Origin of the sequence: Vibrio sp. 10N.261.46.E11 (genome assembly GCF_041472735.1) — a bacterium.
Classification (GTDB): Bacteria; Pseudomonadota; Gammaproteobacteria; order Enterobacterales; family Vibrionaceae; genus Vibrio.
In genome coordinates, this window is the sequence record NZ_JBFRQW010000078.1 from 1 (window position 1) to 15,646 (window position 15,646).

30 protein-coding genes are annotated in these 15,646 nt (G+C 45.0%); 28 read left to right on the forward strand and 2 right to left on the reverse strand.

Features of this window, described 5'->3' with window-relative positions; translation table 11 throughout:
• Positions 1–475: 475 nt before the first annotated feature.
• From rpsJ to rplQ, 28 genes are all read left to right on the forward strand, one after another.
• Entirely contained in the window at positions 476–787 is a 312-nt protein-coding gene (gene rpsJ / locus AB4407_RS19795; protein ID WP_004736761.1) for a 30S ribosomal protein S10, read from the forward strand.
• A gap of 14 nt (positions 788–801) precedes the next feature.
• Positions 802–1,431: a 50S ribosomal protein L3 gene (rplC, locus tag AB4407_RS19800; RefSeq protein ID WP_004736763.1), complete on the forward strand. Its 630-nt coding sequence runs from the start codon at positions 802–804 to the stop codon at positions 1,429–1,431.
• Positions 1,432–1,447: 16 nt separating this feature from the next.
• On the forward strand, positions 1,448–2,050 hold the full coding sequence (rplD, locus tag AB4407_RS19805; protein WP_004736764.1) for a 50S ribosomal protein L4: 603 nt from the start codon (positions 1,448–1,450) through the stop codon (positions 2,048–2,050).
• On the forward strand, positions 2,047–2,349 hold the full coding sequence (rplW, locus tag AB4407_RS19810; RefSeq protein WP_004736765.1) for a 50S ribosomal protein L23: 303 nt from the start codon (positions 2,047–2,049) through the stop codon (positions 2,347–2,349). Before rplD ends, rplW begins: the two co-directional genes overlap by 4 nt.
• A 14-nt stretch (positions 2,350–2,363) precedes the next feature.
• On the forward strand, positions 2,364–3,188 hold the full coding sequence (gene rplB / locus AB4407_RS19815; RefSeq protein WP_017076297.1) for a 50S ribosomal protein L2: 825 nt from the start codon (positions 2,364–2,366) through the stop codon (positions 3,186–3,188).
• Between the two features lie 19 nt (positions 3,189–3,207).
• Positions 3,208–3,486, forward strand: a complete 279-nt coding sequence (gene rpsS / locus AB4407_RS19820; protein WP_004736729.1) for a 30S ribosomal protein S19 — start codon at positions 3,208–3,210, stop codon at positions 3,484–3,486.
• A 10-nt stretch (positions 3,487–3,496) separates the two neighbouring features.
• Positions 3,497–3,829: a 50S ribosomal protein L22 gene (gene rplV / locus AB4407_RS19825; RefSeq protein WP_004736732.1), complete on the forward strand. Its 333-nt coding sequence runs from the start codon at positions 3,497–3,499 to the stop codon at positions 3,827–3,829.
• Positions 3,830–3,847: 18 nt separating this feature from the next.
• Positions 3,848–4,546: a 30S ribosomal protein S3 gene (gene rpsC / locus AB4407_RS19830; RefSeq protein WP_004736734.1), complete on the forward strand. Its 699-nt coding sequence runs from the start codon at positions 3,848–3,850 to the stop codon at positions 4,544–4,546.
• Between the two features lie 11 nt (positions 4,547–4,557).
• Positions 4,558–4,968 (forward strand): 50S ribosomal protein L16, encoded by a 411-nt coding sequence (gene rplP, locus AB4407_RS19835; protein WP_004736736.1) that lies wholly within the window; start codon positions 4,558–4,560, stop codon positions 4,966–4,968.
• Positions 4,968–5,159 carry a 50S ribosomal protein L29 gene (rpmC, locus tag AB4407_RS19840; protein WP_004736737.1) on the forward strand — a complete coding sequence of 64 codons (192 nt, stop codon included), beginning with the start codon at positions 4,968–4,970 and terminating at the stop codon, positions 5,157–5,159. The genes rplP and rpmC overlap by 1 nt, the downstream gene beginning before the upstream one ends.
• Entirely contained in the window at positions 5,159–5,413 is a 255-nt protein-coding gene (gene rpsQ / locus AB4407_RS19845) for a 30S ribosomal protein S17 (protein ID WP_012604908.1), read from the forward strand. Before rpmC ends, rpsQ begins: the two co-directional genes overlap by 1 nt.
• Positions 5,414–5,574: 161 nt before the next feature.
• Complete coding sequence (rplN, locus tag AB4407_RS19850) at positions 5,575–5,946, forward strand: 50S ribosomal protein L14 (RefSeq protein ID WP_004736740.1); 372 nt, start codon at positions 5,575–5,577, stop codon at positions 5,944–5,946.
• An 11-nt stretch (positions 5,947–5,957) separates the two neighbouring features.
• Positions 5,958–6,275 carry a 50S ribosomal protein L24 gene (gene rplX, locus AB4407_RS19855; protein WP_004736742.1) on the forward strand — a complete coding sequence of 106 codons (318 nt, stop codon included), beginning with the start codon at positions 5,958–5,960 and terminating at the stop codon, positions 6,273–6,275.
• Positions 6,276–6,299: 24 nt separating this feature from the next.
• On the forward strand, positions 6,300–6,839 hold the full coding sequence (rplE, locus tag AB4407_RS19860) for a 50S ribosomal protein L5 (protein ID WP_004736744.1): 540 nt from the start codon (positions 6,300–6,302) through the stop codon (positions 6,837–6,839).
• A 16-nt stretch (positions 6,840–6,855) separates the two neighbouring features.
• On the forward strand, positions 6,856–7,161 hold the full coding sequence (gene rpsN / locus AB4407_RS19865; RefSeq protein ID WP_004738789.1) for a 30S ribosomal protein S14: 306 nt from the start codon (positions 6,856–6,858) through the stop codon (positions 7,159–7,161).
• A 29-nt stretch (positions 7,162–7,190) separates the two neighbouring features.
• Complete coding sequence (rpsH, locus tag AB4407_RS19870) at positions 7,191–7,583, forward strand: 30S ribosomal protein S8 (protein WP_372121730.1); 393 nt, start codon at positions 7,191–7,193, stop codon at positions 7,581–7,583.
• A gap of 10 nt (positions 7,584–7,593) precedes the next feature.
• Complete coding sequence (rplF, locus tag AB4407_RS19875) at positions 7,594–8,127, forward strand: 50S ribosomal protein L6 (RefSeq protein ID WP_009847784.1); 534 nt, start codon at positions 7,594–7,596, stop codon at positions 8,125–8,127.
• Positions 8,128–8,136: 9 nt separating this feature from the next.
• A complete protein-coding gene (gene rplR / locus AB4407_RS19880; protein WP_009847783.1) occupies positions 8,137–8,490 on the forward strand; it encodes a 50S ribosomal protein L18 in 354 nt (117 codons plus the stop codon).
• A 14-nt stretch (positions 8,491–8,504) separates the two neighbouring features.
• Entirely contained in the window at positions 8,505–9,005 is a 501-nt protein-coding gene (gene rpsE / locus AB4407_RS19885) for a 30S ribosomal protein S5 (RefSeq protein ID WP_004736754.1), read from the forward strand.
• Between the two features lie 7 nt (positions 9,006–9,012).
• Entirely contained in the window at positions 9,013–9,189 is a 177-nt protein-coding gene (rpmD, locus tag AB4407_RS19890) for a 50S ribosomal protein L30 (RefSeq protein WP_004736756.1), read from the forward strand.
• Between the two features lie 5 nt (positions 9,190–9,194).
• A complete protein-coding gene (gene rplO, locus AB4407_RS19895; protein ID WP_004736758.1) occupies positions 9,195–9,629 on the forward strand; it encodes a 50S ribosomal protein L15 in 435 nt (144 codons plus the stop codon).
• 20 nt (positions 9,630–9,649) lie between these two features.
• The gene (gene secY / locus AB4407_RS19900) at positions 9,650–10,984 is read left to right on the forward strand and encodes a preprotein translocase subunit SecY (RefSeq protein WP_004736759.1); all 1,335 of its coding nucleotides are present in this window, start codon (positions 9,650–9,652) and stop codon (positions 10,982–10,984) included.
• 41 nt (positions 10,985–11,025) lie between these two features.
• Positions 11,026–11,139, forward strand: a complete 114-nt coding sequence (gene rpmJ, locus AB4407_RS19905; RefSeq protein ID WP_000868186.1) for a 50S ribosomal protein L36 — start codon at positions 11,026–11,028, stop codon at positions 11,137–11,139.
• 149 nt (positions 11,140–11,288) lie between these two features.
• Complete coding sequence (gene rpsM, locus AB4407_RS19910) at positions 11,289–11,645, forward strand: 30S ribosomal protein S13 (RefSeq protein WP_004738779.1); 357 nt, start codon at positions 11,289–11,291, stop codon at positions 11,643–11,645.
• A gap of 19 nt (positions 11,646–11,664) precedes the next feature.
• Positions 11,665–12,054: a 30S ribosomal protein S11 gene (gene rpsK, locus AB4407_RS19915; RefSeq protein WP_004738778.1), complete on the forward strand. Its 390-nt coding sequence runs from the start codon at positions 11,665–11,667 to the stop codon at positions 12,052–12,054.
• A 31-nt stretch (positions 12,055–12,085) separates the two neighbouring features.
• Positions 12,086–12,706: a 30S ribosomal protein S4 gene (gene rpsD / locus AB4407_RS19920; RefSeq protein ID WP_004738777.1), complete on the forward strand. Its 621-nt coding sequence runs from the start codon at positions 12,086–12,088 to the stop codon at positions 12,704–12,706.
• 22 nt (positions 12,707–12,728) lie between these two features.
• Complete coding sequence (locus AB4407_RS19925) at positions 12,729–13,721, forward strand: DNA-directed RNA polymerase subunit alpha (RefSeq protein WP_004729813.1); 993 nt, start codon at positions 12,729–12,731, stop codon at positions 13,719–13,721.
• 24 nt (positions 13,722–13,745) lie between these two features.
• Positions 13,746–14,126 carry a 50S ribosomal protein L17 gene (gene rplQ / locus AB4407_RS19930; RefSeq protein WP_004729812.1) on the forward strand — a complete coding sequence of 127 codons (381 nt, stop codon included), beginning with the start codon at positions 13,746–13,748 and terminating at the stop codon, positions 14,124–14,126.
• Positions 14,127–14,348: 222 nt separating this feature from the next.
• On the opposite strand, the gene AB4407_RS19935 is transcribed toward rplQ, so the two are convergent.
• Positions 14,349–14,855, reverse strand: coding sequence for a DUF2780 domain-containing protein (locus AB4407_RS19935; RefSeq protein WP_372121731.1), 507 nt, complete (start codon positions 14,853–14,855; stop codon positions 14,349–14,351).
• A gap of 134 nt (positions 14,856–14,989) precedes the next feature.
• Positions 14,990–15,610 carry an FKBP-type peptidyl-prolyl cis-trans isomerase gene (locus AB4407_RS19940; RefSeq protein ID WP_008220519.1) on the reverse strand — a complete coding sequence of 207 codons (621 nt, stop codon included), beginning with the start codon at positions 15,608–15,610 and terminating at the stop codon, positions 14,990–14,992.
• Between the last annotated feature and the right edge of the window lie 36 nt (positions 15,611–15,646).

Sequence of the window (15,646 nt, forward strand, 5' to 3'; positions counted from 1 at the left end):
GGTGTTGTAGCTAAAATCTTCGCTTAATAGCATTTAGATTTTTGCACACTCTTCATTAGAAGAGCACGCATCTGAAAAAGGGGAGCTTCGGCTTCCCTTTTGTTTTCTCTAAAGAAATATCACCTTCCATCTATCTTCTTCTCTCTCGATACAAAACCAACTTCCAATAAATTCCGATTATTTTTCCAACACTACTTGCATACTAAAACGTGATCTGTATAATGCATCGCACTGGCTAACGCCGGTTTGTGAACCAATGAGCACTGAGGAGTAGGTCTTACCTAGTAATGTATACTCAGCTTATGTTCGCGGTTAATAAAAATAGTAAGCCTTGTGTTTACTTCAAAAGTTAACTGACAATGCGTCCAAATCTTGGATGCTACGGTTTCACATAAATCAATCGGCATTCTCTCGTTATTTCGAGCTTGAGTGGCGATATTGTTTGTGTAATTTTTAATAATTGGAGCTCTGTCTCATGCAGAACCAACGTATTCGTATCCGCCTTAAAGCGTTTGATTACAAGCTAATCGATGCTTCAACTGCGGAAATCGTTGAAACAGCAAAACGTACTGGCGCACAGGTTCGTGGTCCTATTCCACTTCCTACTCGTAAAGAGCGTTTCACTGTTCTTACCTCTCCACACGTCAACAAAGATGCACGTGATCAGTACGAAATTCGTACTCACAAGCGTTTGATCGACATCGTTGAGCCAACAGATAAAACTGTTGATGCTCTAATGCGTCTTGATCTTGCAGCTGGCGTTGATGTTCAAATCAGCCTAGGTTAAGGGAGATAAGAATAATGATTGGTCTAGTCGGACGTAAAGTGGGTATGACCCGCGTATTTACCGAAGAAGGCGTTTCTATCCCAGTAACTGTTGTTGAGGTTGAAGCGAACCGTATTTCTCAAGTTAAAACTCTTGAGACAGACGGCTACGCAGCAATCCAAGTAACTACTGGTGCTAAGAAAGCTAACCGTGTAACTAAACCTGAAGCTGGTCACTTCGCGAAAGCGGGTGTTGAAGCAGGTCGCGGTCTTTGGGAATTCCGTTTAGAAAACGGCGAAGAGTTTGAAGTTGGCGCTGAGCTAAACGTAGAACTTTTCAACGAAATTAAAAAAGTAGACGTTACTGGTACATCTAAAGGTAAAGGCTTCCAAGGCGCTATCAAGCGTTGGAACTTCTCTACTCAAGATATGACTCACGGTAACTCTTTGTCTCACCGCGCACCGGGTTCAATTGGCCAATGTCAAACTCCAGGCCGCGTGTTTAAAGGCAAGAAAATGGCAGGTCACATGGGTGCTGAGCGTGTAACGACTCAAAACCTAGAGATCGTACGTGTTGACGCTGAGCGCAATCTACTCCTTATTAAAGGTGCAGTACCAGGCTCAACAGGCGGTAACGTGATCGTAAAACCTGCTGTTAAAGCATAACGTCTAGGAGTAAGTAATGGAATTGATGGTTAAAGGTGCTGATGCACTAACTGTTTCCGAGACTACTTTCGGACGTGACTTTAACGAAGCTCTAGTACACCAAGTAGTTGTTGCATATGCAGCAGGTGCTCGTCAAGGTACTCGTGCTCAAAAGACTCGTTCTGAAGTATCAGGCGGCGGTGCTAAGCCATGGCGCCAAAAAGGTACTGGCCGTGCACGTGCTGGTACAATTCGTAGCCCAATCTGGCGTACAGGTGGTGTTACTTTTGCTGCGAAACCACAAGATCACAGCCAAAAAGTAAACAAAAAAATGTACCGCGGTGCTATGAAGAGCATTCTGTCTGAGTTGATTCGTCAAGAGCGTCTAATCGTTGTTGATAACTTCTCTGTAGAAGCACCAAAAACAAAAGAACTTGTAGCTAAGCTTAAAGAGCTTGAGCTAAATGACGTTCTGATTGTGACTGGCGAAGTAGATGAAAATCTATTCTTAGCTGCTCGTAACCTATACAAAGTAGATGCACGTGATGTTGCTGGTGTTGATCCAGTATCACTAATCGCTTTCGACAAGGTTCTGATGACTGCTGACGCAGTTAAGCAAGTTGAGGAGATGCTAGCATGATCACTGAAGAGCGTATCTTAAAAGTTCTACGTGCTCCGCACATCTCTGAAAAAGCAACTATGGCAGCTGAGAAAGCGAACACTATCGTTTTCAAAGTAGCTAAAGATGCAACTAAGAAAGAGATCAAAGCAGCTGTAGAAAAGCTATTTGAAGTTGAAGTTAAGTCTGTAAATACTCTTGTATTAAAGGGTAAGACCAAGCGTCAAGGTATGCGTGAAGGCCGTCGTTCAGACGTTAAGAAAGCCTACGTTACTTTGAAAGAAGGTCAGGATCTTGACTTCGTTGGCGGCGCGGAATAACAGGAGTAGTAAAAATGGCTATTGTTAAATGTAAGCCGACTTCCCCTGGTCGTCGTCACGTCGTTAAAGTTGTTAACGCTGACCTGCACAAGGGTAAGCCATACGCACCACTTTTAGAGAAAAACTCTAAGAACGGTGGTCGTAACAACAACGGTCGTATTACAGTACGTCACATCGGTGGTGGTCATAAACACCATTACCGTCTGATTGACTTCAAACGTACTAAAGATGGCATCCCAGCGAAAGTTGAGCGTCTAGAATACGATCCAAACCGTAGTGCTAACATCGCTCTAGTTCTGTACGCAGACGGTGAGCGTCGTTACATCATTGCACCTAAAGGTGTTAACGCAGGCGACCAGATTCAATCTGGCGTAGATGCTGCAATCAAAGCAGGTAACACTCTGCCGATGCGCAACATCCCAGTAGGTTCTACTGTACACTGTGTTGAACTTAAGCCTGGTAAAGGTGCTCAACTAGCTCGTTCGGCTGGTGCTTATGCTCAAATCATCGCTCGCGATGGTGCATACGTAACTATCCGTCTACGCTCTGGTGAAATGCGCAAAGTTCTTTCTGAAGGTCGTGCAACGATCGGTGAAGTTGGTAACTCTGAGCATATGCTACGTGAACTTGGTAAAGCTGGTGCTTCACGCTGGCGCGGCGTACGTCCAACCGTACGTGGTGTAGTAATGAACCCGGTGGATCACCCACATGGTGGTGGTGAAGGCCGCACATCTGGTGGTCGTCACCCAGTTTCTCCTTGGGGCGTTCCTACTAAGGGCTTCAAGACTCGTAAGAACAAGCGCACTGACAAGTACATCGTACGTCGTCGCACTAAATAATTTATAAAGAGGAATCGCCATGCCACGTTCTCTCAAGAAAGGTCCTTTTATTGACCTACACTTGCTGAAGAAGGTAGAGAAAGCGGTGGAAAGCGGAGACAAAAAGCCTATTAAGACTTGGTCCCGTCGCTCAATGATCATCCCAACAATGATTGGTTTGACCATCGCTGTCCATAATGGTCGTCAGCACGTTCCAGTTTTCGTTACCGAAGAAATGATCGGTCACAAACTGGGCGAATTTGCACCAACTCGTACTTATCGCGGTCATGCTGCAGATAAGAAAGCTAAGAAGAAATAAGGAGTAGATGATGGAAGCTTTAGCTAAACATAACTTTGCTCGTATTTCTCCACAGAAAGCTCGCTTAGTTGCAGACCAAATTCGCGGTAAGTCGGTAGACCAGGCTCTAGAAATTCTAACTTTCAGCAACAAAAAAGCTGCTGTACTAGTTAAGAAAGTTCTTGAGTCAGCTATCGCTAACGCGGAACATAACGAAGGTGCAGATATCGACGATCTAAATGTCGCTAAAATCTTCGTAGATGAGGGCCCTATCATGAAGCGTATTATGCCTCGTGCTAAAGGTCGTGCGGATCGTATCTTGAAGCGTTCAAGCCACATCACTATTGTTGTAGCAGATCGCTAAAGACTAGGAGAGTAAGCAATGGGTCAGAAAGTACATCCTAATGGTATTCGTCTTGGCATCGTTAAGCCTTGGAATGCTACATGGTTTGCTAATACCAACGAATTCGCTGACAACCTAGACGGCGACTTCAAGGTACGTCAGTTCCTTACAAAGGAACTACAAAAAGCATCATTATCTCGTATCGTTATCGAGCGTCCAGCGAAGAGCATCCGTGTGACTATTCACACAGCTCGTCCTGGCGTTGTTATCGGTAAGAAAGGTGAAGACGTAGAGAAGCTACGCGCAGCTGTAGCTAAAATCGCAGGTGTACCAGCGCAAATTAACATCGCTGAAGTACGTAAGCCTGAGCTAGATGGTCAGCTTGTAGCTGATAGCATCGCGTCTCAACTAGAGCGTCGTGTTATGTTCCGTCGTGCAATGAAGCGTGCGGTACAAAATGCTATGCGTCTAGGCGCTAAAGGCATCAAAGTACAAGTAGGCGGCCGTCTTGGCGGTGCTGAAATCGCACGTTCTGAGTGGTACCGTGAAGGCCGTGTGCCTCTACACACTCTACGTGCAGACATTGATTACGCAACTTCTTCGGCTCACACCCAATACGGTGTGATCGGCATTAAAGTTTGGATCTTCAAAGGTGAGATTCTAGGCGGTATGCCAGCTGCTAACGCAGTAGAGCCAAAAGGCGATAAGCCTAAGAAGCAGCGTAAAGGCCGTAAGTAAGGAGTCGAACGATGCTACAACCAAAACGTACTAAGTTCCGCAAGGTTATGACTGGTCGTAACCGTGGTCTAGCTAAAGGTACTGAAGTAAGCTTCGGCGAATTCGGTCTTAAAGCTGTTGGCCGTGGTCGTCTGACTGCACGTCAAATCGAAGCGGCACGTCGTGCTATGACACGTCACATTAAGCGTCAAGGTCAAATCTGGATCCGTGTTTTCCCAGACAAACCGATTACTGAAAAGCCTCTTGAAGTTCGTCAAGGTAAAGGTAAAGGTTCAGTTGCGTACTGGGTTGCTCAAATCCAACCAGGCAAAGTTATGTACGAGATGAATGGCGTACCTGAAGAGTTGGCACGTGAAGCGTTCCGCCTAGCGGCACGTAAACTGCCTGTTAAAACTACTTTTGTAACTAAGCAGGTGATGTGATGAAAGCACAAGATCTACGCGAAAAGAACGTTGAAGAGCTTAACGCTGAGCTATTGAATTTGCTACGTGAACAGTTCAACTTGCGCATGCAAGCTGCAACTGGTCAACTACAGCAAACTCATACTCTAAAAGCTGTACGCCGTGACATCGCACGTGTGAAAACTGTTTTGACTGAAAAGGCAGGCGCATAATGAGCGAAACTAACCGCATCCAGCAAGGCCGTGTAATCAGTGACAAGATGGACAAGTCTATCGTTGTTGCTATTGAGCGTACTGTAAAACACCCAATTTACGGTAAGTTCATCAAACGCACGACTAAAGTACACGCACACGACGAAGACAACACTTGTGGCCTAGGCGACAAAGTTGAAATCGCTGAGTGTCGTCCTCTGTCTAAGACTAAGTCTTGGACATTGGTTAAAGTTCTAGAAAAAGCGAAGATTTAATCTTTGTAATTCTATAACTTATAAGCGGCTCCAAATAATTTTTGGAGCCGCTTGTTTTTTGTCTACCCAATTTAAAAAAAGGGTGGTACAATTCGCGTCCCTTTTAAAGAGGCAGCCCGACCCGAGAGGGTCTAGTTTTAATATTTAGCGGAGCACTAACAATGATCCAGATGCAAAGTACACTTGACGCAGCAGATAACTCTGGCGCGCGCAAGGTAATGTGTATTAAGGTTCTGGGTGGCTCTCACCGCCGTTATGCACATATCGGTGACGTCATCAAGGTTACAGTGAAGGAAGCGATTCCTCGCGGTAAAGTAAAGAAAGGTGATGTTCTGAAGGCGGTAGTAGTGCGCACCCGTAAAGGCGTTCGTCGCCCAGACGGTTCTGTCATTCGCTTCGACAGTAATGCTTGTGTATTGTTAAATGACACTACTGAGCAACCAGTCGGCACACGTATCTTTGGTCCTGTGACTCGTGAACTTCGTAACGCGAAATTCATGAAGATTGTATCACTTGCACCTGAAGTTCTGTAAGGAGCGGCAACATGGCAGCTAAAATCCGTCGTAATGACGAAGTAATCATTCTTGCTGGTAAAGATAAAGGCAAGAAAGGTAAAGTAACTAAGGTTCTGACAACTGGTAAAGTTGTTGTTGAAGGCATCAATCTTGTTAAAAAACACCAAAAGCCGGTTCCGGCTCTAGGTCAACAAGGTGGCATCGTTGAACAGGAAGCAGCTATTGATGCTTCTAACGTTGCAGTCTTTAACGCGGCTACTGGTAAAGCAGACCGTATCGGTTTCCGTATCGAAGATGGCAAGAAAGTTCGTTTCTTCAAATCTAACGGCGAAACTGTTTCTAACTAATTAGAAGTAATTTGGAGTTCTACTATGGCGAAACTGCATGATTACTACAAGTCGTCTGTAGTCGCTGAGCTTACCAAAGAGTTCAGCTACACAAGCGTCATGCAAGTCCCTAGGATTGAGAAAATCACCCTAAACATGGGCGTTGGTGAAGCAATCAACGATAAGAAACTGCTAGAAAACGCAGCATCTGATATGGCAACGATCTCTGGTCAAAAGCCTCTTATCACGAAAGCGCGTAAATCTGTAGCTGGTTTCAAAATTCGTGAAGGCTACCCAATTGGTTGTAAAGTAACCTTGCGTGGTGAGCGCATGTGGGAATTTTTAGAGCGTTTAATCTCTATCGCACTTCCACGTGTACGTGATTTCCGTGGTGTTAGCGCTAAGTCTTTTGACGGACGCGGTAACTACAGCATGGGCGTTCGCGAGCAAATCATCTTTCCGGAAATCGACTACGATAAAGTCGATCGTGTCCGCGGTCTTGATATTACTATCACGACTTCTGCGGGATCCGATGAGGAAGGCCGAGCTCTGCTGGCTGCCTTTAACTTCCCATTCCGTAAGTAAGGGTAGGGTTACTGTTATGGCTAAACAATCAATGAAAGCACGTGAAGCTAAACGTGCAAAACTAGTAGCTAAGTTCGCTGAAAAGCGTTCTGCGCTAAAAGTTATCATTAGCGATGTAAACGCATCTGAAGAAGATCGTTGGAATGCGGTTCTTAAACTGCAATCTCTTCCACGTGATTCAAGTGCATCACGTCAGCGCAACCGTTGCAACCAAACTGGTCGTCCACACGGTTACCTACGTAAATTCGGTCTAAGCCGTATTAAGGTTCGCGAAGCTTGCATGAAAGGCGAGATTCCGGGTCTTCGTAAGGCTAGCTGGTAATTGCCACTTAATCATTTGGAGTAAATCTTATGAGCATGCAAGATCCGATTTCGGATATGCTGACCCGCGTTCGTAACGGTCAGGCAGCAAATAAAGTTGCTGTAAAAATGCCTTCTTCAAAGCTTAAAGTTGCAATTGCTGCATTACTTAAAGCTGAAGGTTACATCGCAGACTTCGCTGTTGACAGCGAAGCAAAACCTGAGCTAGAAGTTACTCTTAAGTACTTCCAAGCTAAACCTGTAATCGAGCAAATCAAGCGCGTATCACGTCCTGGTCTAAGAGTTTATAAAAATAAAGACTCTTTACCTACAGTGATGGGTGGTCTTGGTATTGCAGTTGTTTCTACTTCCAAGGGTCTGATGTCTGACCGTGCTGCTCGTAAAGCAGGTCTTGGCGGTGAAATCATCTGTTACGTAGCTTAAGGAGTAGATTATGTCTCGTGTTGCTAAAGCACCTGTCGCTATTCCAGCTGGCGTAGAGGTGAAACTAAACGGCCAAGAAGTTACTGTAAAAGGTAGCAAAGGTGAGCTTACTCGCGTTCTTAACAGCGCCGTAGTTATTGCACAGGAAGAAAACAACCTAACTTTCGGTCCGAAAGAAGGTGTTACTAACGCATGGGCACAAGCTGGTACAGCTCGCGCTCTAGTTAATAACATGGTTGTGGGTGTTACTGAGGGCTTCACTAAGAAGCTAACTCTTAAGGGTGTTGGTTACCGTGCTGCTATGAAAGGCAACGCTGTAGGTCTAACTCTTGGTTTTTCTCACCCAGTAGAGCACGCTCTACCTGAAGGTATTAAAGCTGAGTGCCCTAGCCAAACTGAGATCGTTATTACTGGTTGCGATAAGCAAGTAGTAGGTCAAGTTGCGGCTGACATTCGTTCTTACCGTGCTCCTGAGCCTTACAAAGGCAAAGGTGTTCGTTACGCAGATGAAAATGTGCGTACTAAAGAAGCTAAGAAGAAGTAAGGTATCACTATGGATAAGAAAGCATCTCGCATCCGTCGTGCTACACGTGCACGTCGTAAGATTGCAGAACTTGGTGCAACTCGCCTGGTAGTACATCGTACTCCTCGCCATGTTTACGCTCAAGTTATCTCGGCAAACGGCTCTGAGGTTATCGCAGCTGCTTCTACTGTAGAAAAAGCGATCCGTGAGCAAGTTAAGAACACTGGTAACGTCGATGCAGCTAAGGCAGTTGGTAAAGCTGTTGCTGAGCGCGCTCTTGAAAAAGGCGTAGCTTCAGTTGCATTTGACCGTTCTGGTTTCCAATACCACGGTCGAGTAGCGGCGCTAGCAGAATCTGCTCGCGAAGCTGGTCTGAAATTCTAAGGTAGGGTTGGAAGATGGCTAAAGAACAACAACAAGCTAATGATTTGCAAGAAAAGCTGATCGCTGTTAACCGTGTATCTAAGACGGTTAAAGGTGGTCGAATCATGAGCTTCACTGCACTAACAGTAGTTGGTGACGGTAATGGTCGCGTAGGTTTCGGTTACGGCAAAGCTCGTGAAGTACCTGCTGCGATTCAAAAAGCAATGGAAAAAGCGCGTCGTAACATGGTTACTGTTGCGCTTAACGAAGGCACTCTTCACCACCCGGTGAAAGGTCGTCATTCGGGCTCTAAAGTTTACATGCAGCCAGCTGCTGAAGGTACAGGTGTTATTGCCGGTGGTGCAATGCGTGCCGTACTTGAAGTTGCAGGCGTACATAACGTTCTTTCTAAAGCATACGGTTCAACGAACCCTATCAACGTTGTTCGCGCAACGATTGGTGCTCTAGTAGACGTTAAGTCACCAGAAATGGTTGCTGCTAAACGTGGTCTAACTGTTGAATCTATTTCGGAGTAAGCACACGATGGCAACTATTAAAGTAACTCAAACTAAAAGCTCAATTGGTCGCCTACCTAAGCACAAAGCGTGTCTTAAAGGTCTAGGTCTTCGTCGCATCAACCATACAGTAGAACTTGAAGATACTCCGTGCGTACGCGGTATGATCAACAAGGTTTACTACATGGTTAAGATTGAGGAGTAATCAGAATGCGTTTGAATACTCTATCACCGGCTGCTGGCTCTAAACCTTCTAAGAAGCGTGTAGGTCGTGGTATCGGTTCTGGCCTTGGTAAAACAGGTGGCCGCGGTCACAAAGGTCAAAAGTCACGTTCTGGCGGCTCTGTTCGTCCAGGTTTTGAAGGCGGTCAAATGCCTCTAAAACAACGTCTACCTAAATTCGGTTTCACTTCTCGTAAGAGCCTAGTGTCTGCTGAAGTTCGTCTAGCTGAGCTAGCGAAAGTAACAGGTGACGTAGTTGATCTTAACAGCCTTAAAGCTGCTAACGTTATCACTAAGAACATCGAGTTTGTTAAGATCGTTCTTTCTGGTGACCTAAGCAAAGCTGTGACTGTTAAAGGTCTACGCGTGACTAAAGGCGCTAAAGCTGCAATCGAAGCTGCAGGCGGTAAAATCGAGGAATAATCTCGAGGAACGAGGTACAGATGGCTAAGAAACCAGGAAAAGATTTTCGTAGTGCTCAGAGCGGCTTAAGTGAACTAAAGTCGCGCTTATTATTCGTAATTGGTGCACTTTTAGTATTCCGAGCCGGCTCTTTTGTGCCGATCCCTGGTATTGACGCAGCTGTACTTGCCGATTTGTTCGATCAGCAAAAAGGTACCATCGTAGAAATGTTTAACATGTTCTCCGGTGGTGCTCTTGAGCGTGCATCTATATTAGCATTGGGTATCATGCCGTACATTTCGGCATCGATCGTAGTCCAATTGCTAACTGTAGTTCATCCAGCGTTAGCGGAACTCAAAAAAGAGGGTGAAGCAGGCCGTCGTAAGATAAGCCAATATACACGCTACGGCACGCTTGTACTTGCAACATTCCAAGCTATTGGTATCGCAACAGGCTTACCAAACATGGTCGACAATCTGGTTGTTATCAACCAAACCATGTTTACGCTTATTGCTACCGTGAGTTTAGTAACTGGTACCATGTTTTTGATGTGGTTAGGTGAACAAATCACTGAGCGAGGAATCGGTAATGGTATTTCCATTCTGATTTTTGCAGGTATTGTTGCTGGATTGCCTTCTGCAATCGGTCAAACAATCGAGCAAGCGCGTCAAGGTGAATTGCATGTGCTTCTTCTGTTGTTTATCGCGGTATTGTCTTTTGCTGTAATTTACTTCGTAGTTTTCATGGAACGTGGTCAACGTCGTATCGTCGTTAACTATGCGAAGCGTCAACAAGGTCGTAAGGTTTTTGCAGCTCAAAGCTCTCATTTGCCTCTTAAAATTAATATGGCAGGTGTTATTCCAGCGATTTTTGCATCGAGTATTATTTTGTTCCCAGGAACATTAGCACAATGGTTTGGTCAAAATGGCGAAAGCAGCGCGTTCGGTTGGTTAACTGACGTGTCATTAGCTCTTAGCCCAGGTCAACCTTTGTATGTAATGCTTTATGCAGCAGCTATAATCTTCTTCTGTTTCTTCTATACAGCGTTGGTATTTAACCCACGTGAAACAGCTGATAATTTGAAGAAGTCTGGTGCATTCGTACCCGGTATCCGCCCAGGTGAGCAGACAGCGAAATATATCGATAAAGTGATGACTAGACTAACCCTAGCGGGCGCTCTATACATTACTTTTATATGTCTGATTCCTGAATTCATGATGGTCGCGTGGAACGTTCGTTTCTACTTCGGCGGCACATCACTACTAATCGTAGTGGTAGTTATCATGGATTTTATGGCACAGGTACAGACTCATCTGATGTCACAACAGTATGATTCTGTGTTAAAGAAAGCGAATCTGAAAGGTTACGGCCGTTAATCCGGTAGTAATTATTTCGATTCCATTTACGGAGTTTAGCAATGAAAGTTCGTGCTTCCGTTAAAAAAATCTGCCGTAACTGTAAAGTTATCAAGCGTAACGGTGTCGTTCGCGTGATTTGCAGTGAGCCAAAGCATAAGCAACGCCAAGGCTAATCAGCAGAAATTTTTACTTGAAATACTAGGTAGAGTCGAGTATATTCCTCGGCCTACCTTTTGCGTGCAAAAGAAGTAGTATGCCGCAGCGTATCCATAACGGGCTTTGCTGCGGATAATTCTTTTATGAACCCCCTTAGGAGTGAATAATGGCCCGTATAGCCGGCATTAACATTCCTGATCATAAGCATTCTGTAATTGCACTTACTGCAATCTACGGTATTGGTAAAACTCGCTCTCAAGCTATTCTAGCTGAAGTGGGTATTGCTGAAGATGCTAAGATCAGTGAACTAACTGAAGAGCAGATCGATCAACTGCGTGATGGTGTAGCTAAATACACTGTAGAAGGTGATCTACGTCGTGAAGTATCGATGAACATCAAGCGTCTTATGGACCTTGGCTGTTACCGCGGTCTTCGTCATCGTCGCAGTCTACCACTACGTGGACAGCGTACTAAAACCAACGCTCGCACCCGTAAGGGTCCGCGCAAGCCGATCAAGAAATAGTCGGATAAGGTAGAGTACAATGGCAAAACAACCAACTCGCGCGCGTAAGCGCGTACGCAAGCAAGTAGCTGATGGCGTAGCGCACATTCATGCTTCTTTCAACAACACAATCGTAACTATCACTGACCGTCAAGGCAACGCTCTTGCATGGGCTACAGCAGGTGGTTCAGGTTTCCGTGGTTCTCGTAAATCTACTCCGTTCGCAGCACAAGTTGCAGCTGAGCGTTGTGGTGAAATGGCTAAAGAATATGGCCTAAAGAACTTGGAAGTTATGGTTAAGGGTCCAGGTCCAGGTCGCGAATCTACTGTTCGTGCACTGAACGCTGCTGGTTTCCGTATCACTAACATTGTTGATGCGACACCAATCCCTCATAACGGTTGTCGTCCACCTAAGAAACGTCGCGTTTAAGTTTCGTTTCTAGGAATATTGGAGAAAGATCATGGCAAGATATTTGGGTCCTAAGCTGAAGCTTAGCCGTCGCGAAGGTACTGACTTATTCCTTAAGTCTGGTGTCCGTGCGATCGATACCAAGTGTAAAATTGATAACGCACCAGGTGTACACGGCGCTCGTCGCGGTCGTCTATCTGAGTATGGCGTTCAGCTTCGTGAGAAGCAAAAAGTTCGTCGTATCTACGGCGTTCTAGAAAAACAATTCCGCAACTACTACAAAGAAGCTGCACGTCTTAAAGGCAACACAGGTGCAAACCTGCTTCAGCTTCTTGAAGGTCGTCTTGATAACGTAGTTTACCGTATGGGCTTTGGCGCTACTCGTGCTGAATCTCGTCAACTAGTTAGCCACAAGTCTATTCTAGTTAACGGTAAAGTTGTAAACGTTCCTTCTTTCAAAGTAGCGGCTAACGACGTTGTTTCTATCCGCGAGAAAGCTAAACAGCAATCTCGTATTAAAGCGGCTCTAGAAGTTGCTGAACAACGTGAAAAGCCAACTTGGATTGAAGTAGATGCTGGCAAAATGGAAGGTACATTCAAGCGTATGCCTGAGCGTTCTGACCTATCAGCTGACATCAATGAACACTTGATCGTCGAACTTTACTCTAAGTAAGGTTAAAAAAAGAGAGGACACAATGCAGGGTTCTGTAACAGAATTTCTTAAGCCGCGTCTTGTTGACATTGAACAGATCAATACGACACACGCGAAAGTAACTCTTGAGCCATTAGAGCGCGGTTTCGGCCATACTCTAGGTAATGCTCTTCGCCGCATTCTTCTATCTTCTATGCCGGGTTGTGCCGTAACAGAAGTTGAAATCGAAGGTGTGCTACACGAATACAGCACTAAAGAAGGCGTTCAGGAAGATATCCTGGAAATCCTTCTAAACCTTAAAGGTTTAGCTGTACGCGTTGCTGAAGGCAAAGATGAAGTGTTTATTACACTGAACAAATCAGGCTCAGGCCCTGTTGTTGCAGGTGACATCACCCACGATGGTGATGTAGAGATCGCTAACCCTGAGCACGTAATTTGTCACCTAACGGATGACAACGCTGAGATCGCTATGCGTATCAAAGTAGAACGTGGTCGTGGTTACGTTCCAGCTTCAGCTCGTATCCATACTGAAGAAGATGAGCGTCCAATCGGTCGTCTACTTGTTGACGCTACTTACAGCCCGGTCGATAAAATCGCCTATGCTGTTGAAGCGGCACGTGTAGAACAACGTACTGACTTAGACAAGCTTGTTATCGATATGGAAACGAACGGTACTCTAGAACCTGAGGAAGCAATCCGTCGTGCAGCTACTATTTTAGCTGAACAACTGGATGCGTTCGTAGATCTTCGTGATGTACGTGTACCTGAGGAGAAGGAAGAGAAGCCAGAATTCGATCCTATCCTACTACGTCCTGTAGACGATCTTGAACTAACAGTTCGCTCTGCTAACTGTTTGAAAGCAGAAGCGATTCACTACATCGGTGATCTTGTACAGCGCACTGAGGTTGAGCTACTTAAAACGCCAAACCTTGGTAAGAAATCTCTTACAGAGATTAAAGATGTGCTTGCTTCACGTGGTCTTTCTCTAGGCATGCGCCTAGAAAACTGGCCACCAGCGTCAATCGCTGAAGATTAATCGAAAAGTTAGAAGGATTAGGTCATGCGCCATCGTAAAAGTGGTCGTCAACTCAACCGCAACAGCAGTCATCGCAAAGCGATGTTCAGCAACATGGCTAGCTCTCTTGTTCGTCACGAAGTTATTAAAACTACCGTGCCTAAAGCAAAAGAACTACGTCGCGTAATTGAGCCATTGATTACCCTAGCTAAGACAGACAGTGTTGCTAACCGTCGTCTTGCATTTGCTCGCACTCGTGATAACGAAGTTGTGGCAAAACTATTTAATGAACTAGGCCCGCGTTTCGCGGCTCGCCAAGGTGGTTACACTCGCATTCTTAAATGTGGTTTCCGTACTGGTGATAAAGCTCCAATGGCTTACATTGAGCTTGTAGACCGCCCAGCAGCTGAAGAAGCAGCTGAGTAATCTATACTAGATTCTTAATACAAAAGCCGAGCATTAGCTCGGCTTTTTTGTATGTGTAGAATTAGGAGACCGACATAAGAATTGCACCACGATATTTGGCACTTTTCTTTGCCTTCTCAGATCCATTTCTCGATAATATCTCGTATCTCTTTTGTTCAACGCACAAAAAAGAGCACCGAAGCGCCCTTTAAGTATTTTAAATCAATTATTAATCACTTGTTATTACAACCAAATAGCTTCGAGTGAGTCAACTAAACCGCTTGTTGCACCTTGTGACTCTAGCCCTTGAATAATGATTGGTGCAAACGCTGCAACCATTGATGAATCCATACCTAATCCTGAAAATGCATTTTCAACAGATGTTTTTGAGTCCAATACTGATGTTAAACCGGTAGAATCAAGCGTCGACATTCCAGGGAAAAGCATTTCGAGCTCTTGGTTGTGAAAGTTATCAAGGGTATTCTGGGCAAGAGCTAGCATGGAGCCTACTCCACCTATAGCTTGCTCATTTGTTACAGATGCTTTGTCACTTAGGGAATTAGCAAGGGTGCTCGTAAATGGTGTTGCTTCATTTTTTTGAGACCACATGTCTACAGCGGCCATAAGGGCTGTTTGTGATAGTTGGGAATAGTTAACATCAGAAGTTGAACTAACTTGTTCTGACTCGCTAGTACTAGCGCAAGATACCACAGCAAAGCTGCTTAAAACGGTGATGAGTACTTTCTTCATTATTCGTCCTTAAGTAATAAAGTAATTTACTCTTTCACTATAAACGAAAAACGGCGATGTAGTCACATCGCCGTTGAGCTAATTCAGTCTAATTTACCTATAGTTTTTTGTTTCACTATAGGTTTTTATAGAAATTAAAGAATTGCTAGAAGTTCTACTTCGAATACTAGAGCAGCAAATGGTGGGATTGCAGCACCTGCGCCACGCTCACCGTATGCTAGATCTTGAGGGATGTATAGCTTCCACTTAGAGCCAACAGGCATCATTTGTAGAGCTTGTACCCAACCTTGAATTACGCCAGTTACTGGGAATTCAGCAGGTTGACCGCGAGATACAGAGCTATCGAAAACTGTACCGTCAGTTAGCTCGCCGTGGTAGTGAACGCGTACTTGCTTGTCTGCAGTTGGGATTTCACCAGTACCTTCAGTTAGTACTTCGTACTGAAGACCAGACTCAAGAACTGTAACTTCTGAACGAAGAGCGTTGTCAGCTAGGAAAGCTTCGCCGTCAGCAGCAGCTGCTTTAGCTAGTTCTTGACGTGCAGCTTCACCGCGAGTGTGTAGCTCTTGTAGTGCGTTGTTGATTTCGTCAACTTCGATAGCTGGCATGTCACCAACTAGAGCTGTTGCGATACCAGCAGCGATTGCGTCAACGTTTAGGCCTTCAAGACCAGAACCAGCAAGTTGTTGGCCCATTTGTAGACCGATACCGTAGCTAGCTTTTTGCTCTACAGTTTCAAATTTTACTTCAGACATGAAAAGTCACTCTTTTTGTCAGTACGAAAAGGGTAA

Excerpts from the sequence above, each read along its gene's own strand:
- rpsJ (WP_004736761.1), top strand. The coding sequence starts at position 476 with ATGCAGAACCAACGTATTCGTATCCGCCTTAAAGCGTTTGATTACAAG.
- rplC (WP_004736763.1), top strand. The coding sequence starts at position 802 with ATGATTGGTCTAGTCGGACGTAAAGTGGGTATGACCCGCGTATTTACC.
- rplD (WP_004736764.1), top strand. The coding sequence starts at position 1,448 with ATGGAATTGATGGTTAAAGGTGCTGATGCACTAACTGTTTCCGAGACT.
- rplW (WP_004736765.1), top strand. The coding sequence starts at position 2,047 with ATGATCACTGAAGAGCGTATCTTAAAAGTTCTACGTGCTCCGCACATC.
- rplB (WP_017076297.1), top strand. The coding sequence starts at position 2,364 with ATGGCTATTGTTAAATGTAAGCCGACTTCCCCTGGTCGTCGTCACGTC.
- rpsS (WP_004736729.1), top strand. The coding sequence starts at position 3,208 with ATGCCACGTTCTCTCAAGAAAGGTCCTTTTATTGACCTACACTTGCTG.
- rplV (WP_004736732.1), top strand. The coding sequence starts at position 3,497 with ATGGAAGCTTTAGCTAAACATAACTTTGCTCGTATTTCTCCACAGAAA.
- rpsC (WP_004736734.1), top strand. The coding sequence starts at position 3,848 with ATGGGTCAGAAAGTACATCCTAATGGTATTCGTCTTGGCATCGTTAAG.
- rplP (WP_004736736.1), top strand. The coding sequence starts at position 4,558 with ATGCTACAACCAAAACGTACTAAGTTCCGCAAGGTTATGACTGGTCGT.
- rpmC (WP_004736737.1), top strand. The coding sequence starts at position 4,968 with ATGAAAGCACAAGATCTACGCGAAAAGAACGTTGAAGAGCTTAACGCT.
- rpsQ (WP_012604908.1), top strand. The coding sequence starts at position 5,159 with ATGAGCGAAACTAACCGCATCCAGCAAGGCCGTGTAATCAGTGACAAG.
- rplN (WP_004736740.1), top strand. The coding sequence starts at position 5,575 with ATGATCCAGATGCAAAGTACACTTGACGCAGCAGATAACTCTGGCGCG.
- rplX (WP_004736742.1), top strand. The coding sequence starts at position 5,958 with ATGGCAGCTAAAATCCGTCGTAATGACGAAGTAATCATTCTTGCTGGT.
- rplE (WP_004736744.1), top strand. The coding sequence starts at position 6,300 with ATGGCGAAACTGCATGATTACTACAAGTCGTCTGTAGTCGCTGAGCTT.
- rpsN (WP_004738789.1), top strand. The coding sequence starts at position 6,856 with ATGGCTAAACAATCAATGAAAGCACGTGAAGCTAAACGTGCAAAACTA.
- rpsH (WP_372121730.1), top strand. The coding sequence starts at position 7,191 with ATGAGCATGCAAGATCCGATTTCGGATATGCTGACCCGCGTTCGTAAC.
- rplF (WP_009847784.1), top strand. The coding sequence starts at position 7,594 with ATGTCTCGTGTTGCTAAAGCACCTGTCGCTATTCCAGCTGGCGTAGAG.
- rplR (WP_009847783.1), top strand. The coding sequence starts at position 8,137 with ATGGATAAGAAAGCATCTCGCATCCGTCGTGCTACACGTGCACGTCGT.
- rpsE (WP_004736754.1), top strand. The coding sequence starts at position 8,505 with ATGGCTAAAGAACAACAACAAGCTAATGATTTGCAAGAAAAGCTGATC.
- rpmD (WP_004736756.1), top strand. The coding sequence starts at position 9,013 with ATGGCAACTATTAAAGTAACTCAAACTAAAAGCTCAATTGGTCGCCTA.
- rplO (WP_004736758.1), top strand. The coding sequence starts at position 9,195 with ATGCGTTTGAATACTCTATCACCGGCTGCTGGCTCTAAACCTTCTAAG.
- secY (WP_004736759.1), top strand. The coding sequence starts at position 9,650 with ATGGCTAAGAAACCAGGAAAAGATTTTCGTAGTGCTCAGAGCGGCTTA.
- rpmJ (WP_000868186.1), top strand. The coding sequence starts at position 11,026 with ATGAAAGTTCGTGCTTCCGTTAAAAAAATCTGCCGTAACTGTAAAGTT.
- rpsM (WP_004738779.1), top strand. The coding sequence starts at position 11,289 with ATGGCCCGTATAGCCGGCATTAACATTCCTGATCATAAGCATTCTGTA.
- rpsK (WP_004738778.1), top strand. The coding sequence starts at position 11,665 with ATGGCAAAACAACCAACTCGCGCGCGTAAGCGCGTACGCAAGCAAGTA.
- rpsD (WP_004738777.1), top strand. The coding sequence starts at position 12,086 with ATGGCAAGATATTTGGGTCCTAAGCTGAAGCTTAGCCGTCGCGAAGGT.
- AB4407_RS19925 (WP_004729813.1), top strand. The coding sequence starts at position 12,729 with ATGCAGGGTTCTGTAACAGAATTTCTTAAGCCGCGTCTTGTTGACATT.
- rplQ (WP_004729812.1), top strand. The coding sequence starts at position 13,746 with ATGCGCCATCGTAAAAGTGGTCGTCAACTCAACCGCAACAGCAGTCAT.
- AB4407_RS19935 (WP_372121731.1), bottom strand. The coding sequence starts at position 14,855 with ATGAAGAAAGTACTCATCACCGTTTTAAGCAGCTTTGCTGTGGTATCT.
- AB4407_RS19940 (WP_008220519.1), bottom strand. The coding sequence starts at position 15,610 with ATGTCTGAAGTAAAATTTGAAACTGTAGAGCAAAAAGCTAGCTACGGT.